15 protein-coding genes are annotated in these 17,823 nt (G+C 71.3%); 10 read left to right on the forward strand and 5 right to left on the reverse strand.

Going from position 1 to position 17,823, the window contains the following annotated elements:
* The first annotated feature begins 420 nt into the window (after positions 1-420).
* From KWI83_RS26620 to KWI83_RS26635, 4 genes are all read left to right on the forward strand, one after another.
* On the forward strand, positions 421-1,038 hold the full coding sequence (locus KWI83_RS26620; protein ID WP_218516912.1) for an RNA polymerase sigma factor: 618 nt from the start codon (positions 421-423) through the stop codon (positions 1,036-1,038).
* Between the two features lie 161 nt (positions 1,039-1,199).
* Entirely contained in the window at positions 1,200-2,090 is an 891-nt protein-coding gene (locus KWI83_RS26625; RefSeq protein WP_218516913.1) for a hypothetical protein, read from the forward strand.
* A gap of 392 nt (positions 2,091-2,482) precedes the next feature.
* Positions 2,483-3,151, forward strand: coding sequence for an RNA polymerase sigma factor (locus tag KWI83_RS26630; protein WP_218516914.1), 669 nt, complete (start codon positions 2,483-2,485; stop codon positions 3,149-3,151).
* The gene (locus KWI83_RS26635; RefSeq protein WP_218516915.1) at positions 3,151-4,224 is read left to right on the forward strand and encodes a hypothetical protein; all 1,074 of its coding nucleotides are present in this window, start codon (positions 3,151-3,153) and stop codon (positions 4,222-4,224) included. The genes KWI83_RS26630 and KWI83_RS26635 overlap by 1 nt, the downstream gene beginning before the upstream one ends.
* Positions 4,225-4,414: 190 nt before the next feature.
* Here the strand turns inward: KWI83_RS26635 and KWI83_RS26640 are convergent, their stop codons facing one another.
* On the reverse strand, positions 4,415-5,248 hold the full coding sequence (locus KWI83_RS26640) for a L,D-transpeptidase family protein (RefSeq protein WP_218516916.1): 834 nt from the start codon (positions 5,246-5,248) through the stop codon (positions 4,415-4,417).
* A 131-nt stretch (positions 5,249-5,379) separates the two neighbouring features.
* On the opposite strand from KWI83_RS26640, the gene KWI83_RS26645 reads away from it, so the two are divergent.
* Positions 5,380-6,960 carry a methylmalonyl-CoA mutase gene (locus KWI83_RS26645; RefSeq protein ID WP_218516917.1) on the forward strand — a complete coding sequence of 527 codons (1,581 nt, stop codon included), beginning with the start codon at positions 5,380-5,382 and terminating at the stop codon, positions 6,958-6,960.
* 92 nt (positions 6,961-7,052) lie between these two features.
* Positions 7,053-7,628, forward strand: coding sequence for a Uma2 family endonuclease (locus tag KWI83_RS26650; RefSeq protein ID WP_218516918.1), 576 nt, complete (start codon positions 7,053-7,055; stop codon positions 7,626-7,628).
* A 16-nt stretch (positions 7,629-7,644) separates the two neighbouring features.
* Here KWI83_RS26650 and KWI83_RS26655 read toward each other — a convergent pair whose 3' ends face one another.
* Both KWI83_RS26655 and KWI83_RS26660 read right to left on the reverse strand, forming a co-directional pair.
* Positions 7,645-8,577, reverse strand: coding sequence for a class I SAM-dependent methyltransferase (locus KWI83_RS26655; RefSeq protein ID WP_218516919.1), 933 nt, complete (start codon positions 8,575-8,577; stop codon positions 7,645-7,647).
* A gap of 184 nt (positions 8,578-8,761) precedes the next feature.
* On the reverse strand, positions 8,762-8,932 hold the full coding sequence (locus tag KWI83_RS26660; RefSeq protein ID WP_218516984.1) for a hypothetical protein: 171 nt from the start codon (positions 8,930-8,932) through the stop codon (positions 8,762-8,764).
* Between the two features lie 290 nt (positions 8,933-9,222).
* On the opposite strand from KWI83_RS26660, the gene KWI83_RS26665 reads away from it, so the two are divergent.
* Positions 9,223-9,441 (forward strand): hypothetical protein, encoded by a 219-nt coding sequence (locus KWI83_RS26665; RefSeq protein WP_218516920.1) that lies wholly within the window; start codon positions 9,223-9,225, stop codon positions 9,439-9,441.
* Positions 9,442-9,512: 71 nt separating this feature from the next.
* On the opposite strand, the gene KWI83_RS26670 is transcribed toward KWI83_RS26665, so the two are convergent.
* Together KWI83_RS26670 and KWI83_RS26675 are read right to left on the reverse strand one after the other, a co-directional pair.
* A complete protein-coding gene (locus KWI83_RS26670; protein WP_218516921.1) occupies positions 9,513-10,709 on the reverse strand; it encodes an acyltransferase in 1,197 nt (398 codons plus the stop codon).
* 231 nt (positions 10,710-10,940) lie between these two features.
* A complete protein-coding gene (locus tag KWI83_RS26675; RefSeq protein WP_218516922.1) occupies positions 10,941-11,870 on the reverse strand; it encodes a class I SAM-dependent methyltransferase in 930 nt (309 codons plus the stop codon).
* A gap of 331 nt (positions 11,871-12,201) precedes the next feature.
* Here KWI83_RS26675 and KWI83_RS26680 point away from each other — a divergent pair, with 331 nt between their 5' ends.
* The 3 genes from KWI83_RS26680 to KWI83_RS26690 are packed head-to-tail and all read left to right on the forward strand — an operon-like array spanning position 12,202 to position 17,813.
* A complete protein-coding gene (locus KWI83_RS26680) occupies positions 12,202-13,713 on the forward strand; it encodes a tetratricopeptide repeat protein (protein WP_218516923.1) in 1,512 nt (503 codons plus the stop codon).
* On the forward strand, positions 13,710-16,067 hold the full coding sequence (locus KWI83_RS26685; RefSeq protein ID WP_218516924.1) for a glycosyltransferase: 2,358 nt from the start codon (positions 13,710-13,712) through the stop codon (positions 16,065-16,067). Before KWI83_RS26680 ends, KWI83_RS26685 begins: the two co-directional genes overlap by 4 nt.
* A gap of 57 nt (positions 16,068-16,124) precedes the next feature.
* Positions 16,125-17,813, forward strand: a complete 1,689-nt coding sequence (locus tag KWI83_RS26690; protein ID WP_308122196.1) for a hypothetical protein — start codon at positions 16,125-16,127, stop codon at positions 17,811-17,813.
* The last annotated feature ends 10 nt before the right edge of the window (positions 17,814-17,823 follow it).

Below are 17,823 nucleotides of genomic sequence, written 5' to 3' on the forward strand. Positions count from 1 at the left end.
GCGTGCGCATCGTACGTCACTCCTGTGACGGGACTGTGTGCAGGTTCTCGCCGGTCAGGGCGACCTCGCAGGGCGGGCTCTCCGGCCGGGAACGGGCGTGGGTGTCCATCCGTACGTTCGCTGCCGTGTGGGGCGAGTCGCTGACGCCGTTCTGCCCGGGTGCGCAACCCGGGCGGGCCCGCCGGTCCCCTGAAGGGCGGTGGATGTGTTGCGTCGCGGACGCGTGAGACGCCAAAAGGTTGTACGCGTCCTGTGGCTTCGCTGCGTGCCTGGTGGCAGCCGTCGTGCTGCCGGATGGAGTGGGGTGACGGACGCGCTGTGACACTTGCCTCCGCACCGACGCTGAGGACCGTGGAGGGCAAGGGCGTCCGTGCCGCACGGTACGGACCCGCTGTGAACCGGTACGGACGAGGACAGTTCTTGGGCCAGGCAGGCGAACCCCGCCGCGTGCACGCGTACGACGGGGAATTGGGCGCGGCCGTCGCGCGGGCCCAGGAAGGTGACGAGGCCGCCTTCGCGGTCGCGTACCGGCTGGTGCAGCCAGCGCTGCTCGGGTACCTGCGCGGGCTGGTCGGCGACGACGCCGAGGACGTCGTGTCCGACGCCTGGCTGGAGATCGCCCGGGACCTGGGCCGGTTCAAGGGCGACGGAGCCGGGTTCCGGGGCTGGACGGCGACCATCGCCCGGCACCGGGCGCTGGACCATCTGCGGCGGCAAAAAGTGCGGCCCCAGTCGTCGGCGCTCGAACAGGACATGCTGGACCTGCCCGGCCCGCACAGCACGCACGACCAGGCGCTGGAGTCGATCTCCACGGAGCGTGCCCTGGAGCTGGTCCGCGGGCTGCCACGGGACCAGGCCGAAGCCGTGCTGCTGCGGGTCGTCGTCGGCCTCGACGCCCCCGCGGCCGCACGCGTCCTCGGCAAGCGCCCGGGCGCGGTGCGGACGGCCGCGTACCGGGGGCTGAAGCGCCTGGCCAAGCAGCTGGGCGTCGAAGGTGTGACGGATACCGGCCCTCGGACGCTGGGGGAATCGAAATGAACAGCGAGTGCGACGGCGGCGGCCGGAGCGGCATATCGCGACGTGCGCGGTGAGTCGTATGGGGCTTGAGGGACGTAGAGCTCTACGGGGTCACGAGTCACGGCTGTCACATAAAACCCCGGCCACATCGCAAACAGGTCGGACAAGGACGGGAAGCAGACATGGGTGAACGGCAGATCGGCGGTGGGTCCCCCGGCCGTCGGCGTGTGCACCCTGACGGCCTCGCTTCCGGGCACGGGCACGTGCCCGGCCCGCAAACAGCCACCGACACCGCCGCGCTGGAGGCGCTGCTCTCCGCCGCCGTGCCGCGCGGACACCGCCCGGACACCGAGGGCGAGCAGCGGGCCGTCGCCGCGTTCCGGGCCGCCCGGGACGCGGGGGCACACCGGGCGCGCACCCGGCGCCGGGACGACTGGCGGCCCCGCGAGCGGCGGCGGCTGGTGCTGCCAGTGAAGACCACGCTCTCCCTGTTCGTCGCGAGCCTCGCGCTGGGCGGCGTAGCGGTCGCCGCGATCGGCTCGTCCGACTCGCCTGACGGCCCCGCCGACGACCGGGGCAGGCCCACCCCGCCGGCCGGCGCCCCCGACCTGCCGGGCGCCGAGCCGTCCTCCGTGGCGTCCGACGCCGCCTCCGCCTCCGCGAAGCCCGGCCACCCGTCCACCGCTCAGGACACCGAGGCCAGGTGCCGCGCCTACGACCAGGTCGAGGGCCGCGGCAACGCGCTGGACGCCACGGCCTGGCGGCGGCTCGCCACGGAGGCGGGCGGTGAGGACAGGGTGGCCGCGTACTGCGCCGAGCAGCTGGCGGGGGCGGCGGCCAAGGGCAGGCCGAGCCAGGCGGCCACGCCGGGCGGCGGAGCCGCCAACGCGACGAACGGTGCCGGTGACAACGGTGCCGGTGACAACGGTGGCGGCGACAACAGTGCCGGAGGCAACGGTGCCCGCAACGCGGAGAGCGGCGCGGGGAACCCGAACAGCGGCGCCGGGAACGCGAACAGCGGCACGGGCGGCGACCAGGCCGAAAAGGCCACCGGCAACGGGAAGAAGAACTGACCCACGGGAAAAGTGCCCTGGCCTCGCGCGCTCCGGTGTCTCCACTCGCGAGCGCCGCGAGCCATGCGCCAAGGCAACGGCCGGGGCCGCCACCCCCCACAGGAGAGGCCCCGGCCGTCGCGCGGCACGGGCCGCGCGGCCCGTACCTTCTTCAGCGTCGGGACTGCGTTTTCTGTCACACCCCGGCGCGTCACGAGTTAGTTGCATCGGCTACGCACATGGACGGGGAGCGGTTTCAAGACGTAACGTGCCTTTCGCGCCGGAGTGGGGAGGCGGAAGACCGCCGCAACCACAGCCCTCCTTGAACGGCAACCACTCATTGAGGAACCACGACGGCGAGAACCCGGTCCGCGAGAGCGGCGCCGGCTTGGGCGCAAAGAAGGGCGCGCGCGGTGGGGGACGACGCGGAGCTGACGGCCGCGGTGCTCGCGGCACAGGGCGGGGACGAAACCGCGTTCCGGACGGTGTATCGCGCGGTGCACCCGCGGTTGCTGGGGTACGTACGGACGCTGGTCGGCGACCTCGACGCCGAGGACGTGGCGTCCGAGGCCTGGCTGCAGATAGCCCGGGACCTGGAGCGGTTCAGCGGTGACGCGGACCGGTTCCGGGGGTGGGCCGCCCGGATAGCCCGCAACCGTGCGCTGGATCACATACGGATGCGCGGGCGGCGGCCAGCGATCGGCGGCGACGAGACCGAGCTGACCGGCCGGGCCGCCGAGTCCGACACGGCCGGCGAGGCCATCGAGGCCCTGGCCACCGACCGCGCCCTCTCCCTCATCGCCCGGCTGCCGCAGGACCAGGCCGAGGCCGTGGTGCTGCGGGTGGTGGTGGGCCTCGACGCGAAGACCGCCGCCGAGACGCTCGGCAAGCGGGCGGGAGCCGTGCGCACCGCCGCGCACCGGGGGCTGAAGCGGCTCGCCGAGCTGCTCGGCGATGGCGGCGGCGATCCGGAATCGGCCGGTGTGCTCGATGCCCTGCCACCCCAGCGAGAACCGCGCGACCGCGCGGTGACGTCCGCGAGTGTGACGCCTACGCGCACGCGGACGCAGAAGGACATGTGATGGCCGATGAGCAGTACAGGTGGCTGAACCGCGAAACGGCGGAGCGTTTGCTGAGCGGAGAGCCACTGGACGCTGCCGACGCCGCCACCCACGAGCAGGCCGCCCGGCTCGCCCACACGCTCGGCGGGCTCTCCGCGAAACCCCCGCTGACCAGCGACGAACTCCCCGGCGAGGCCGCCGCCCTGGCCGCCTTCCGCAAGGTGCGGGCGGACCGCGACAGCGAGCGCGCCGCCCTCGGCTCACCCGGCCGGGCACGGCCGTCCGACGCCGGAGTAGTGCGCATCGGCGGCCGCACCGGTGGCCGTACGACCACGGCCCGGCGCCCGCGCTGGGGCCGTCCCGTGCGGCTGGGGGTGGCCGCGGCGCTGGCCGCCGCCATGGCCGGCGGGGTGGCCGTCGCGGCCGGAACCGGAGTGCTGGGCACGCCCTTCCTCGACGACGAACCCGGCCCCGCCGCCTCGGTCTCGGCCGCCGAACCGCCCGAGCGCGCGCTGGAGACGCCCCCGCCGACGCAGCGCGAGCAGCCCGGCTCGGCCACGCCGGACGGCACCACGAGCGGCCCCGCCACCGGCAGCCCCGACCCGTCCGACGACGACACACCCGCCACCGGCGGGGACACCGAGGAGCGGACGGGCGACCCCGGCAGCCGGTGGGAGGCGGTCACCTCCGCCTGCCGTGACCTGCGCGAGGGCCGGAGCCTGGACGCCGGCCGCAAGCGGGCCCTGAAGGAGGCGGCGGGCGGTTCCACGCGGGTGGGCAAGTACTGCGACGCCGTCCTCGGCGGCTCCGACGCCCAGGAGGACACGCGCCGGGGCAAGGACGACAAGGCCGACGGCGAGAACGCGGACGGCAAGGGCGGCGGCGAGAACGCGGACGGCAACGGCCACGCCGAGGGCGGCAGCAGCCGCGGCGACGGCGGCGAGGACAGCGGCGACGAGGACGGGGCCGCCGACACCTCCCCCGGCCGCACCGGCTCCAGCACCTCCTCGTGGCCGCCGGCCCTCGGCCCCGACCTGCCCAGGAGGGCGCAGTCGCTGCAGCCGGCCCCGAACCCCTCGTACTCCACCCTCTGACCTGCGGTTCCGTAGTTCCGTAGATATTTCTTCTCCAGGGGTGTGACACTTTCGGCCGCGGCGGCGCAGTACTGAGTGAGCCGACTGGTCATCGGCTGTCGCACGGAGCCGGGGTTCCCCCCGTACCCACGGCTCGTGCACCTGAGCGCGGGCGGGACACGTTCCCCCGGTCCCGCCCGCGCCCCGAACCTCACCAGTGGACGACGACCTTGTCGCCGTTCCGCACCTCCCCGAACAGCTGCGCGATCGCCGCCTCGTCCCGGACGTTGACGCACCCGTGCGAGGACCCGGCGTACCCCCGGGCGGCGAAGTCGGACGAGTAGTGCACGGCCTGCCCGCCGCTGAAGAACATGGCGTACGGCATCGGCGAGTCGTACAGCGTGGAGTGGTGGTGGCGGGACTTCCAGTACACCCGGAACTCGCCCTCCCGGGTGGGTGTGTACTCCGAGCCGAAGCGCACCGGCAGGGTCGTGACCGTGCGGCCGTCGATCATCCAGCGCAAGGTGCGGCTCGTTTTGCTGAGGCACAGCACGCGGCCGGTCAGACACCGCGCGTCGGGTGCGTCGGCGGGCTGGCCGCCCATCAGGTACAGGTCCCACTGGCCGGGCTCGCGGGTCATCTTCAGCAGCCGCTGCCAGGTGACGGTGTCCGTGGAGCCGGTCCGCGGCAGCCCGCGCTTGCCCTGGAAGCCACGGACGGCCTGCTCGGTCAGCTCGTCGTACGTCCCCGTCGGGCCGTCGAACAGCCAGGCGATCTGCCGCAGCCGGGCCTGGAGTTCGCGCACGTCACGGCCGGAGTCGCCGCGTGACCACAGGACCGGGGCCGGGACCGGAGCCGGAGCGGCGGGCTTCTCGGGGGCCTTGGATGTGGCGGGTGGCGGTGCCGCGGGCACGGTGCCGGTGACGTCGATGTGGATCGGCCCCCGCGGCTCTCCGTCCGCGTCCACGGCCTGCGCGGTGCAGCCGCACACCGTCACCAGCGCCGCCAGCGCGGCGATCGCCCTCCCCGTACCAGCAGTGCCCATGCCAGTCCCCGCCTTCTCACCGAAGTGCACCGGTGTCCCCTGAGATGGCTTCCCGCGCGTGACGGGTTGCGAACGGCGCGGCATCGTTATGAAGGAAGGAGTGAGTCACTGCTCGGCGGAAGGCACCCACCATGGCGCGCGAGTCGGAGTCCGGACTGCCCATCGAACCGGTGTACGGGCCGGACGCCCTGGACGGCTGGGACCCGGCCGTACGGCTGGGCGAGCCCGGCGCGTACCCCTTCACACGGGGCGTGTACCCGACGATGTACACGGGCCGCCCCTGGACCATGCGCCAGTACGCGGGCTTCGGTACGGCGACGGAGTCCAACGCCCGCTACCGGCAGCTCATCGCACACGGCACGACCGGCCTGTCGGTCGCCTTCGACCTGCCCACCCAGATGGGCCACGACTCCGACGCGCCCCTCGCGCACGGCGAGGTCGGCAAGGTGGGCGTCGCCGTCGACTCGATCGACGACATGCGGGTGCTGTTCGGCGGGATCCCGCTGGACCAGGTGTCGACCTCGATGACGATCAACGCCCCGGCCGCGCTGCTGTTGCTGCTGTACCAGCTGGTCGCGGAGGAGCAGGGGGCGCGGGCGGACCAGCTGACGGGCACGATCCAGAACGACGTCCTGAAGGAGTACATCGCGCGCGGGACGTACATCTTCCCGCCCAAGCCCTCCCTGCGACTGACCGCCGACATCTTCCAGTACTGCCGGGCCGAGATCCCCAAGTGGAACACCATCTCGATCTCCGGCTACCACATGGCCGAGGCGGGCGCGTCCCCCGCGCAGGAGATCGCGTTCACCCTCGCCAACGGCATCGAGTACGTCCGCACGGCCGTCGCCGCCGGGATGGACGTCGACGACTTCGCGCCCCGTCTGTCGTTCTTCTTCGTCGCCCGTACGACGATCCTGGAGGAGGTCGCGAAGTTCCGCGCCGCCCGCCGGATCTGGGCCCGGGTGATGCAGGAGGAGTTCGGCGCGAAGAACCCCAAGTCGATGATGCTGCGCTTCCACACACAAACGGCGGGCGTCCAGCTGACCGCCCAGCAGCCCGAGGTGAACCTGGTCCGCGTCACCGTCCAGGCCCTGGCCGCGGTGCTCGGCGGCACCCAGTCCCTGCACACCAACTCCTTCGACGAGGCCATCGCCCTGCCGACCGACAAGAGCGCGCGCCTCGCCCTGCGCACCCAGCAGATGCTGGCCCACGAGACCGACGTGACCGCGACCGTCGACCCCTTCGCCGGGTCCTACGCCATCGAGAAGATGACCGACGACGTCGAGGCGGCGACGCTGGAGCTGATGACGAAGGTCGAGGAACTGGGCGGCGCGGTCAACGCCATCGAGCACGGCTTCCAGAAGAGCGAGATCGAGCGCAACGCCTACCGGATCGCCCAGGAGACGGACGCGGGTGAGCGGGTCGTGGTCGGCGTGAACCGCTTCCAGCTCGACGAGGAGGAGCCGTACGAGCCGCTGCGCGTCGACCCGGCCATCGAGGCCCAGCAGGCGGAACGCCTGGCCAAGCTGCGCGCCGAACGCGACCAGCAGGCGGTGGACTCGGCCCTGGCGGCGCTGCGGAAGGCGGCCGGGGGCGAGGACAACGTCCTCTACCCGATGAGGGAGGCGCTGCGGGCGCGGGCGACCGTGGGGGAGGTGTGCAATGCGTTGCGGGGCGTGTGGGGGACGTACGTGCCTAGCGATGCCTTCTGACCAGCGGTAATACCTCGTATGGGTGATCAAGGGCGGACTGGGCACGCCGCCGGTTACTCTCATGGAGAGTGGGCCCCGAAAAGGAGGACGCCATGGCCGTACTGCAGCAGGAGCTGACCCTGGGCGAGGCTGCCGACCAGCTTGCCCGCGCACTGCCTGGCCACCGCGTGGAGATTCTCCAGGGGAGGCTCACTGTGACACCGCCGCCGGATGGCTCGCATCAGCTGGCGCTGACCAAACTCGGCAGGGCATTCGACCGGGCGGGCATCGTCGAGGCAGGGCGTGAGTACGTCCAGGGTGTCGGCCTCTGGCTGCCCACGTTGCCCGCGGACTTCGCGGTCCCTGACTTCTCCGTCGTCGACCAGGACTTCCGCGACGCCCACGTCACGAAGGACTACTACGCCCCGAACGTCTTTCGGCTGGTCGTCGAAGTGACGTCGTCCAACTGGTCCGACGACCTCGGTCCCAAGGTCGAGTGCTACGCGGAGGCCGGTATCCCGGCCTACCTCATCGCCGACCGCAAGCACGACGAGGTACTCCTCTACACCGACCCGGCCGACGGCAAGTACCCCGACCCACAGCGCTTCCAGCGCGGTCAGAGGGTGCCGGTGCCGGAATCCGTCGGCGTTCGCGTCGAACTCCCGGTCGACACCCTCCTCGACGGCTGACCGTCTCCCCGTCCGTTCAGCGCGCCGCCGAACGCCGGGCGGCGCGGGCCTTGCGGAGGGCGCGGGTGAGGAGTGGGGGCAGCAGGTCGGCGGCCAGGCGGCGGGCGTGGCTGCGGGGCGTGCGGGGCGGGGCCGGGCGGGTCGCTGCGGAGGCGGCGGGCCTGGGCACGGTGGGCTCGGGGTCCTCCACCGCGTGACGGGACGACGGGAAGTCGGGGGACTTCATGCCCTTGGACTTCAGACGGACGAGGCGGTGTCCGGCGGCCTGCTGCACGCTGAGCCCGCAGTCGCCGCGGCCGCGGACCATCGCCAGCAGCTCCTCCTGCACCGGCTCGGGGTCGCCCCAGGTGCCGTACAGCTTCTGCGTGCTCAGGCAGATCGGGCGCAGCCCCCGGCTGAGCACGGCCTCCCAGACGGCGACGGAGACACCGGGCGTGTGCTCGGAGCGGAAGTCGTCCAGGACGACGATCCCGTCCGGCAGCAGGACATCCCGTGCGGCGCCGATGTCGTCGTACACGTGCTCGTACAGATGCGAGCCGTCGATGTGCACGAACCGGCAGGAGCCCCGCTCGACCTCGCCGGGCACGAGTGAGCTGGGGCCCTGCACGACGCGCGGGAGTTCGTCGTGGAAGGCCAGGTAGTTGGCCTCGAAGGCCTGGCGGGTGAGTGCGCTGTAGGACTTCGTGGACTCGGCCCGGTTGGCGTCGTCCGGGGCGTCGCCCTCGAAGAGGTCGCACACGGTGTAGCGTTCGCCCTCCCGGACATGGCGGCCCAGGAAGATCGCGCTCTTGCCCATGTAGACCCCGACCTCCAGCAGGTCGCCACGAACGCCCGCGGCCTCCTGCCGGTTCAGGAGCCAGTCGAAGAGCACCTGGTCGAGTACGGGGAACCAGCCCGGGACGTCGTCGAGTCGGCGGGGCCGCGGGGGTGCCTCATGTGCAGTGGTCATGGAAGGCGAGCACTTCCTCGTTGCGGTGATCCGGTCAGGAGCTGCCCGGCGCCTGCCCGGGTGGACAACCCGTCCAACCCCCGAGAAGGTGAATACCGGGTCAATTCCCTACGTACCGTACGCGGTCTTGGTCGTGCCGGTGGTGCGAATGGCACCGCGCCCGGTGAACGATTACCGGATTGCTTCAGCTACCCCCGTCCGGCCCCGAGTATGCCGTGAGCCCCGCGCCCGTCACGCCCGCCCAGCCGACACAGCCGTCGGGCCGGATCAGGAAGACGCCGGTGCCGTAGGGCTCGTACGCCTTGATCCGCAGGGTGGGGGCGGGCAGCGCGGGGAGTTCCGCGTCCGTGCCCATGGCGAGCAGCGTCCCGTGCGGGCCGCGACCCCGACTGCCGTGCCGGCTGCTGACAGTGGGCGCCGCTGAAACTGCACACCGGCACCTTCGCCGTCGACGGGGTCGACGAAACCGATCCCGACATCACCGGGCAGGACGGCGCCGCCGTCTGCGCAGGCGACACCGGGGGCCCCGCCTTCCGTGAAGGCGGTGGAGCGGTCGAACTCGGCGCGATCAACAGCCGCTCCTGGCGAGGTGGTTGCTTCGGCACGGACGAGACCGTCACCGACACCAGAGCCGTCAACACCCGTGTGGACAACCTCGCGGGCCGGATCGGCGCCCACGTCGCCCGGTGGTCCCTCAAGGCGCACGTCAACGACAAGTACGTGGCCGCCGAGCCGAGCGCCACGAGCACGCACGAGGGCAAGCTGCGAGCCCGCACCGAGCGGCACGTTCGTCAGCGTCGAGGCCAACTGCACCGGCGACGACGCGAACCTGCTGAGCCGACCCCCTCATGGCTGACCTCGTGATCCGGGGGGCAGCATGAACTCCTTCCCGCGGCCAGGGCAGGTGACCGTACTGCAGGTGCTGTACCGCTGCCTCAATTCTTGACGGGAAAGCCAGTCAGCGACCGGCGCAGCAGCGGCGTCGCCCAGTTCTCCACGTACCGGTTCAGCAGCCACGCCACCAGCAGCATCAGCGTGACCGTCGAGGTGACCGTGACCCAGGACGACAGCCCGAAGTCCTGGTGCAGGACCTTGATGACGACCCACCCCAGGTGCTCGTGGACCAGATAGAACGGGTAGGTCAGCGCGCCCGCCACCGTCAGCCACCGCCAGTCCGCCCAGCGCAGCCAGCCCAGGGCGACGGCGAGGACCGCGGCGAAGCCGAGGGTGACGATGAGGATGATGACGAAGGACGAGCGGTAGGAGAACTGGTCCGGCGTCTGCGGGTGCCACAGGTTGTCCACCGCGTAGTGCTGTCCGGTCAGCCAGCTCACCGCCACGATGCCCCACGCGGTGATGTCCCGCCGGTCGCGGTGCAGCAGGTAGATGCCGATGCCGCCGATGAAGAACGGCGCGTACTCGGGCATCAGGACCAGGGACAGAATCGGTTCGCCGGAGGACTGCGCGATGGCCGCGGCCAGCGTCCACACCGCGCAGAAGAGCACGATCCGCCGCCGGTTGGCGCCGGGCAGCACGATGAACAGGGCGAACAGCGCGTAGAAGCGGACCTCCACCCACAGCGTCCAGTCCACGCCGAGCACCCGGTCCGCGCCCAGCGGTTCCTGGAGCAGCGTCAGGTTCAGCAGCGCGTCGCTCGGCGACACCGCCTCGTAGGCCACCGCGGGCAGCGCGAACACCGCCGTCACCAGGACGACCGCCACCCAGTACGCGGGCAGCAGCCGTGCCACGCGCGAGGCGAAGTACGAGCGCAGCGACCGGCCCCAGCCGCTCATGCAGATGACGAAACCGCTGATGATGAAGAAGATCTGGACGCCGAGGCAGCCGTAGGCCAGCAGCGAGTGCAGGGTGGGGAACTGGAGCTTCGGCGACGACCCCCAGGCCTCGGTGACGTATCCGCCCCGGCCGCCGTAGTGGTACCCCGCCACCATGAGCGCGGCCAGCAGCCGCAGTCCGTCCAGGGCCCGGAGCCGGCCGCCCGCGGACTTGTCCTGCTGCTGCTTCTTCTTCGGCTTCGGATGCTCCGGCAGCGACGAGGTCTGCCCGGCCGGTGCGTTCGTGAGCGCTGTCGTGCCGGACTGCGCTTTCGTCGTGCTCACGACCGTTTCGGTCACGCTGACACCCCTCGTACCGCATCTGCGGGCCGTTTCCGGCGCAGCCGGTGATCGAAATGCGCCGGGCCGAAAAGAACGAATGTACGCGCCAACCCTAGGGGCCGAAACGGCGTGCTCCCGTTCACGGGGGGTGTGATTAGCCCATCGGAACCCTGTAGTTCATCTTCTGGAAAGATGAGGGGCTGCTGTGAGTTCGATATCACAGGAGGGATGCCCGGGGCCGGAAGATGATCAAGAAGCCCGCAGAAACGCCGACCGGGCCGCCTTGCCGAGGTAGGTGAAACGCGTCTCGCCCGCCAGGTGCTTGTCCATGGCGTCCTTGACGCCCGGCCAGTTCGGGTCGCCGAAGTCGTCGAGCACCACGATCGCGCCGGGCGCCGCTATCTCCTCGGCCCACTGCAGATCCGCGAGGACGCCCTCGGCGGAGTGGTCGCCGTCCACGATGATCACGCCGTAGCTGCGGTCGGAGACGGCCGCGCGGGTCTCGGGGTCCTCGGAGAAGCCCTGCCGGATGCGGGCGGCACTGCCCGCCTGCCCGGCCAGCGCGAGGTTGGTGCGTACGGCGTGCTCGTCGACCGGGGTGCCCGTCGGGTCGTTGCGCTGCTGGGTTCCGGGCTGGAGCTGCACACCGGCGAACGGGTCGACGATGGTCAGGCTCGGGCTGCGGCCGGAGCGCTCCATCATCCGGATCAGCCCGGCGGAGAACATGCCGTACAGCGTGCCGATCTCCAGGATCTCGTCGTTCGGCGGGTCGAGCAGGGGGATCGTGCCCAGCTTGCCGCAGATGTTCATGGTGCCGCCGGCGATCCGGCCGACGCCCAGCGACTCCAGCGCGACCAGCAGCCGGAAGGCCGCGGCGACATTGCGTTCCGCCGCCTCGCGGTCACCGCCGCCCAGCTTCGCGACCTCGGCCTGGAGGCGGTCCAGGGCGCCGGGGACCACTACCCGGGAGATACCGCGCGCCCGCGGGCCGACCAGCAGGTCGAAGGTGAACTGATGCTGTCGCAGCAGCTGGATGTCCCGCTTGAGTTCCTCGTTCTCCAGCTGTGCCCGGGCGACTGTGGAGCGGACCTGCCGCTCGATGCGCTTGTCGATGAGGTCGGCCACGGGGCGCAGGACGCGTCGGGAGGCCGAGCTGCGAAGCAGGGAGCGGCTTTTCATGGAACCGATGACCTCTACATCTCTCTGAGAGTGACCCGGCGTCAGTTCGGATCACGGCTGGGGCACAGGCTAGGCGTGCGACTGTCGAACGGAAGGTCCGCGAAGATGTCCTGCTGGAAAACTTCTACCGAACTCTGAATGCCTCGTGCGTGGCGGTGGGGTGCAAATGCCATCCACCTGTGCGAATGGCGTGCCTGTAGGAGGAGACGATTTGCTCCCCGGTCCCACGCAGTTCATCAGATTGTCGTCTTGGTTTCTTAGTGTTCTCCAACCTTCCTCGACCTCTTGGCAAAGTCTTGCCATCTTTCGTCACACCCAGAGCAGGAGCACCATGACGAGGGTTCGCAGCAGATGGTCACGTCCCCGGACCGGGGACCTGGCATCCGCGCCCACCGACGCCGGCCCGCCGACCGCCGAAGTCACCCCGGCCGAGCTGGACGACTGCCTGCGCGCATGCGCCGTGCACAGCGGCAAGCTCGTGGGGAGCCTGCACTCCCGGCGCATCGGCCTCGCCGAGAAGCTGCGCGAGTTGCTCGCCGTCTGGGCCACCCAGACGCAGGCCGCCCCGGCAGCGCCGGCGGCGGGGGGACTGCTCCGGCGTGGCGCGAAGGCGGTCGGCGGCGGTGGCGGCATCACCAACGAACTGCTCGACGCCCTCCTCGCCGTCGGCAACAAGGCCGTGGACTGCGGCTATGACGACGAGCTGAACCTCGCCCTGCTCATCAGCGACACCATCCTCACCCAGCGCAAGAACTCCCGCGCCGGCTGGCGGCTGCGCGGCCGACTGCTGGAGGCCATGGGCCGTCCGGCGCACGCGGCCGAGGCCTTCGAGCGCTACCTGGACCTCACCAAGGACGACGGCTACGGCGTCCGCGCCCGGGTGACCGGCATCCGCACGGCCCTGGACCGGCGCGCCGAACTGCTCGCCCTGCTGGAGCGCTCCACTCCCGACGCCACCCGCTTCACCGGCGGTCCGGCGACCGACGTCTGGGCCGAGGGACTCGCCAAGCACGCCGCCGGTGACTGGGACGCCGCCTGTGCCCGGCTGGTCGGCGCGCTCATCGCCATGGACCGCGGGGAGGCCGCCGAGCAGGACTTCCAGGAGGCGCTCGGCCACTACCTGGACCTGTGCACCGGCGTCGCGGGCCGCCCCACGCCCGAGCTGACGGAGGCGATCGGCCTGTACGCCGAGTCGCGCCGCATCCGGATGCGCGGCCCCGTGGTCGACCCTCTCTTCGGCGGTGTGCAGTGGCTCAGCCTCGGCGAGTTCCGCAACCGGATCGCCGGCAAGTCCATCTGCCTGATCGCCAACTCCGCCAGGGTGGGCGAGAGCTCGATGGGCGCCGAGATCGACTCGTACGACCTGGTGATGCGCTTCAACTCGTACCGGATCGACCCGGTGCACACAGGTAAGAAGACGGACATCCACGTCTCCATCCACAAGCACGCCTTCAACTGGGACAAGCCGGTAGAGATCCGCCTGATCACCGGCGGCAACTCGGCCGACTGGAAGTACTCGATGCGCAACAAGCTCGTCCCGGGCGCGCAGACGTACGTCGGGGACGAGTCGCTGCGCTGGCCGGTGCGCAACATCGGCGGCTGGACCTCCGAGCAGTTCCCCGGCATCCCGACGTCCGGCTTCAACATGCTGTGGCTGCTCGACTTCCTCGACGTCAGCCCCACCATCGACCTGATCGGCTTCGACTTCTACGAGAGCGGCGCCTACCGCATCCCCGAGGCGATGAAGCTGCCGATCACGAACGTTCACGAATACAGCAGCGAGAAGGCATGGGTCATGGAACGGGCCCAGAGCGTCTCCGGCGTGAGGATTTCCCTGAGATGACCGCGACCCACATATCCGCCCCCGTCACCGCCGCCCGACCAGCGGCACCCACCCCCGACGAGGGCTCCGCCCGCGCGCTCACCGGCAAGCGCCGGATCGCCTTCGCCAGCTTCGTCGACGAGAACTACCTGCCCGGCTTCCTCGTGCTGCTGCGCTCCCTCGCCCTGACGAACCCGGACGTGTGCGAGGACTTCATCGTCCTCCACGACGACCTGCGCCCGTCGTCCGTGGCCCGCATCCGCGCCCTGCACCCGCGGGTGGTCTTCCGCCGGGTCGACGCCGACCACTACGACTCGTACAAGAAGGGCGACCAGGACAACTACCTGGTCCGCAAGGCGTACTTCATCCTCGACGTCTTCAAGATCCGCGACTACGACACCGTGATCACCCTGGACACCGACATGGTGGTCCTCGGCCCGATCAACGAACTGCTGTCGATGCGCAAGGGACTCGGCGCCGTCGCCCAGTTCTTCCACGGAGACAGCACCCGCATGCTCAACAGCGGTCTGCTCGTCATCCAGAAGGAGTTCCTGACCGACGAGTTCTGCGCCAGGCTGGACCAGGTCGGCCGCAGCGGGGCGTACGAGCTCGACAAGCACGACCAGGGCATCCTCAACGCCCTGCTCGACGGCGACTTCGTCGACCTCGACCCCAAGTACAACTTCGTCAAGCGGCGGCTGTCCGGCGACCTGCCGGTGCCCGACGACACCGCCATCCTGCACTTCACCGGCCGCCACAAGCCCTGGCAGGGCGGCGAGGCCGGTTACCACCAGGCGCAGGAGCGCTGGCGCGAGTTCGACATCAGCGACGCCGAACTGCACGCCGCCTACGTGTCCCGCCCCGGCGCCCTCCACCACGACCTGCTCGTGCACTTCGGCACCCCGCACGTGGAGCGCACCGGCGACGTCGACACCGCCCGCAAGGTAGCCCTCGCGCACATCGGCGCCGGCGACTACCAGGCCGCCGTCGACATCCTGGAGCAGGTGCACATCCCGGTCGACGAGGCCTGGCCGCACGAGGTCTACGGGCACGCCCTGATGAGCGTCTCCCGCTACGAGGAGGCCCGCGCCCAGCTGCTCCTCGCCACTTCCGCGCCCAACCGCGCCGCTACCGCCTTCGCCCGCCTCGCCCAGATCGCCTGGGTGCACGGCGACGACGCCACCGCGCAGAAGTACGCGCTGCAGGGCCTCACCGTCGACCCCACGCACCGGGCCAGCCGCATCTGGCACCAGCGCGCCATCGGGGTTCCGGCCCAGCCGCAGGGCAGCCCCGACGACCAGCTCGCGCACGTCGCCTTCTACATGGACCGGCAGGGCAACGCCGGCGACAAGCTGCTCCCGGAGAGTGTCCGGCTCGCCTTCGACCCCGACACCACCTCCCGCCGCTGGCACTCGGTGCACGCCCACCGCCTGTTCGACGAGTCGGCCCTGGAGCGGGTCAACGCCCGGCGCGGCCTGGTCATCGGCGGCGGCGGCCTGTTCATCCCGGACACCATGCCCAACGGCAACAGCGCCTGGCAGTGGAACGTCCCGGACGAGCTGCTGGAGCGCATCGACGTCCCGATCGCGGTGTACGCCGTCGGCTTCAACGCCTTCGACGGGCAGTCCTACCGTGCCCAGCGGTTCCGGGAGTCGCTGCGCAAGCTGGTGGAGCGCTCCGCCTTCTTCGGGCTGCGCAACCACGGCTCGATCGAGAAGGTGCGCGCCATGCTCCCGGCGCACCTGCACGACAAGGTGCGCTTCCAGCCGTGCCCGACCACGGTCACCCGCCAGCTGGTGGCGAACTGGCAGGACCCGGCGACACGCGACGACACCATCCTCATCAACGCCGCCTACGACCGTGCGGGCCTGCGCTTCGGCCATGACTACGCCTACTTCCTGGCGCAGATGGCCAAGGCCGTCAAGGACCTCGGCACGCTTGGCGAGGTGCAGTGCGTGGCACACTCCCTCGACGACGAGAAGCTCGCCTTCGACCTGCGCCGTGAGCACGGCGTGTCGATGCCGGTCATCCCGATGTACGACTTCGAGAACGACGACATCCGCGACCTGTACGCGCGCACCAAGCTGGTCATCGGCATGCGCGGCCACGCGGGCATGATCCCGTTCGGCTGCGGCACGCCCATCATCAGCCTGATCTCGCACCCGAAGATGGCGTACTTCCTGCGCGACATCGACCGCCCCGAGTGGGGTGTCTCCGTGCACGACCGCAACCTCGCGGGCGTCCTCGCCGAACGCTCCCGCGACCTGCTCGCCGACCACGCCAAGACGGTCGCGGACGTGCACGACCGGCAGCAGGAGCTGTGGAAGGTCACCCAGGCCAACGCGGCCGAGCTGCGCACCCTCCTGGGCGGCTGATCCATGACGGCCCTTGTCGTCGACGACGCTCCCGGGGCCACCCGGTCCCGGAAGCGCGTGCGTCACTCACCCCTGTGGTGGGCGGTGGTCGCCCTGCCCGCCGCCGCGGCCGTGGCGTACGCCGTCCTCACCCGCCGTCTCACCGGCGACCTGCACTACGTTCTCGGCGCCCTGCGCACCGGCGAGGCCGCGGGCTACTCACCGTCCGAGGTCTTCACCCACCGGCCGTTCTTCTACCGCTGGTTCGTCGCCGGCCTCGACGGGCTCACCTTCGGCGGCATGATCGCCCGCGAGACGATCATGGAGGCGGCGGGCGTCCTGCTGGCCGCCGCGGCCGCCTACGCACTCCACAGCGCGCTGCTGCGCCGGCTGACCGGCCGCGAGGCCGCCCTCACCGCGGGTGCCACCGGCCTCGCCCTGGCGCTGGCCCCGCGCACCGACTTCCTCCAGCCGGAGTGGGCGGCCGTGGTGCTGACGGTGTTCGGCATCGCCGCCGTGCTCGGCGTCGACCGCCCCTGGCCCGCGGCGCTGCTCGGCACGCTGCCGATGGGCCTCGCGGTGATGATGAAGTACTCCACCGCCGCCACGGCCGCCATCGGGCTGCTGCTGGTGTACGTCGTGGACCGCGGGCGGGCCGTACGGCTCGGTCTGCTCACGGCGGTCGGCTCGATCGCCCTGTTCGGGCTGAGCCTGCTCGCCGGGTCCCGCGAGTGGCAGTGGACCGAGGACATGCCGCAGATCAACCAGAGGGCGCTCAGCCGTACCGGCCTCGACCTCCCGGCCACCTTCCAGACCTCCGTGGACTGGCTCGCCGACCGGGCCCTGCTCTCCCCGGTGCTGCTGCTCCTGCCGGGAGCGCTGCTGCTGGTGCTGGCGCGGGTCCGGGGGCGGCGCCGGCTGGCCGAACTCCTCCTGGTCGCCGTGACGATCGGGCTCGGCGCACTGGCGGTCGTGGTCGTGCAGGGCAACTGGTTCTCGTACCACGGAGCCCAGCTGCCCGTCCTCGCCGCCGCGCTGTGGGGCCTCGCAGTGGGCGGCGCCCGCCGCTCGCCGCCGTGGCTCTTCGGCGCCGTATCCCTCGTGTACGGCGTGCTGCCCGTGCTGTACACCGACATTCCGGCGTTCCTGCAACGGCCCGCCACCCTCTGGGCGCTGGGCTTCGTCGCGCTGCTCGCGGCGGGTGTGGACGCGCTGGTCGAGGCGCGCCGGAAGCGGGCCGGTCGCACGGGCCCGCGGGGCGTGTGGGCGGGCGCGGTGATCGCGCTGGCCGGGGTGGTGTGCCTGGCCGGGGCGATCTGGCCCGGCTCGCCGCACCGGGTGCTGGACGGCAAGGTGGTGGCGACCAGCGCGGAGTATCTGCGCGGAATGCGCAACAGCGAGGCTGTCGCCGAGCGGCTGGACGCCGAGATGCCCAAGGACGCGCCGGTGCTCTACCTGGTGTTCGGCGACTCGGCGTACTACCTGGACCACCCGGCCCAGTGCCGCTACCCGATCGCCACGTTCCTCCAGCGCACCCGCTACATCGCGGACGTCGCCGAGCTGCCGTCGTACAAGGAGAACGCGGACTGCGTCGACCACGACACGGCGCCCTACGCGGTGCTGGACTGGCGCTGGTTCCGGCCCGGGAGCGTCGACCCGGCGCTCGAGCGGCGGATCTTCGCGGTGTACGACTGCCCGCCCGCCCCGGCGGCCGGCGACAAGACGGTGCTGTGCACCCGCAGGAGCGGCGAGGGTCAGGCGGGCTGAGCCGCACACG

It is taken from the genome of Streptomyces sp. TRM70350 (assembly GCF_019219825.1).
GTDB lineage: Bacteria > Actinomycetota > Actinomycetes > Streptomycetales > Streptomycetaceae > Streptomyces.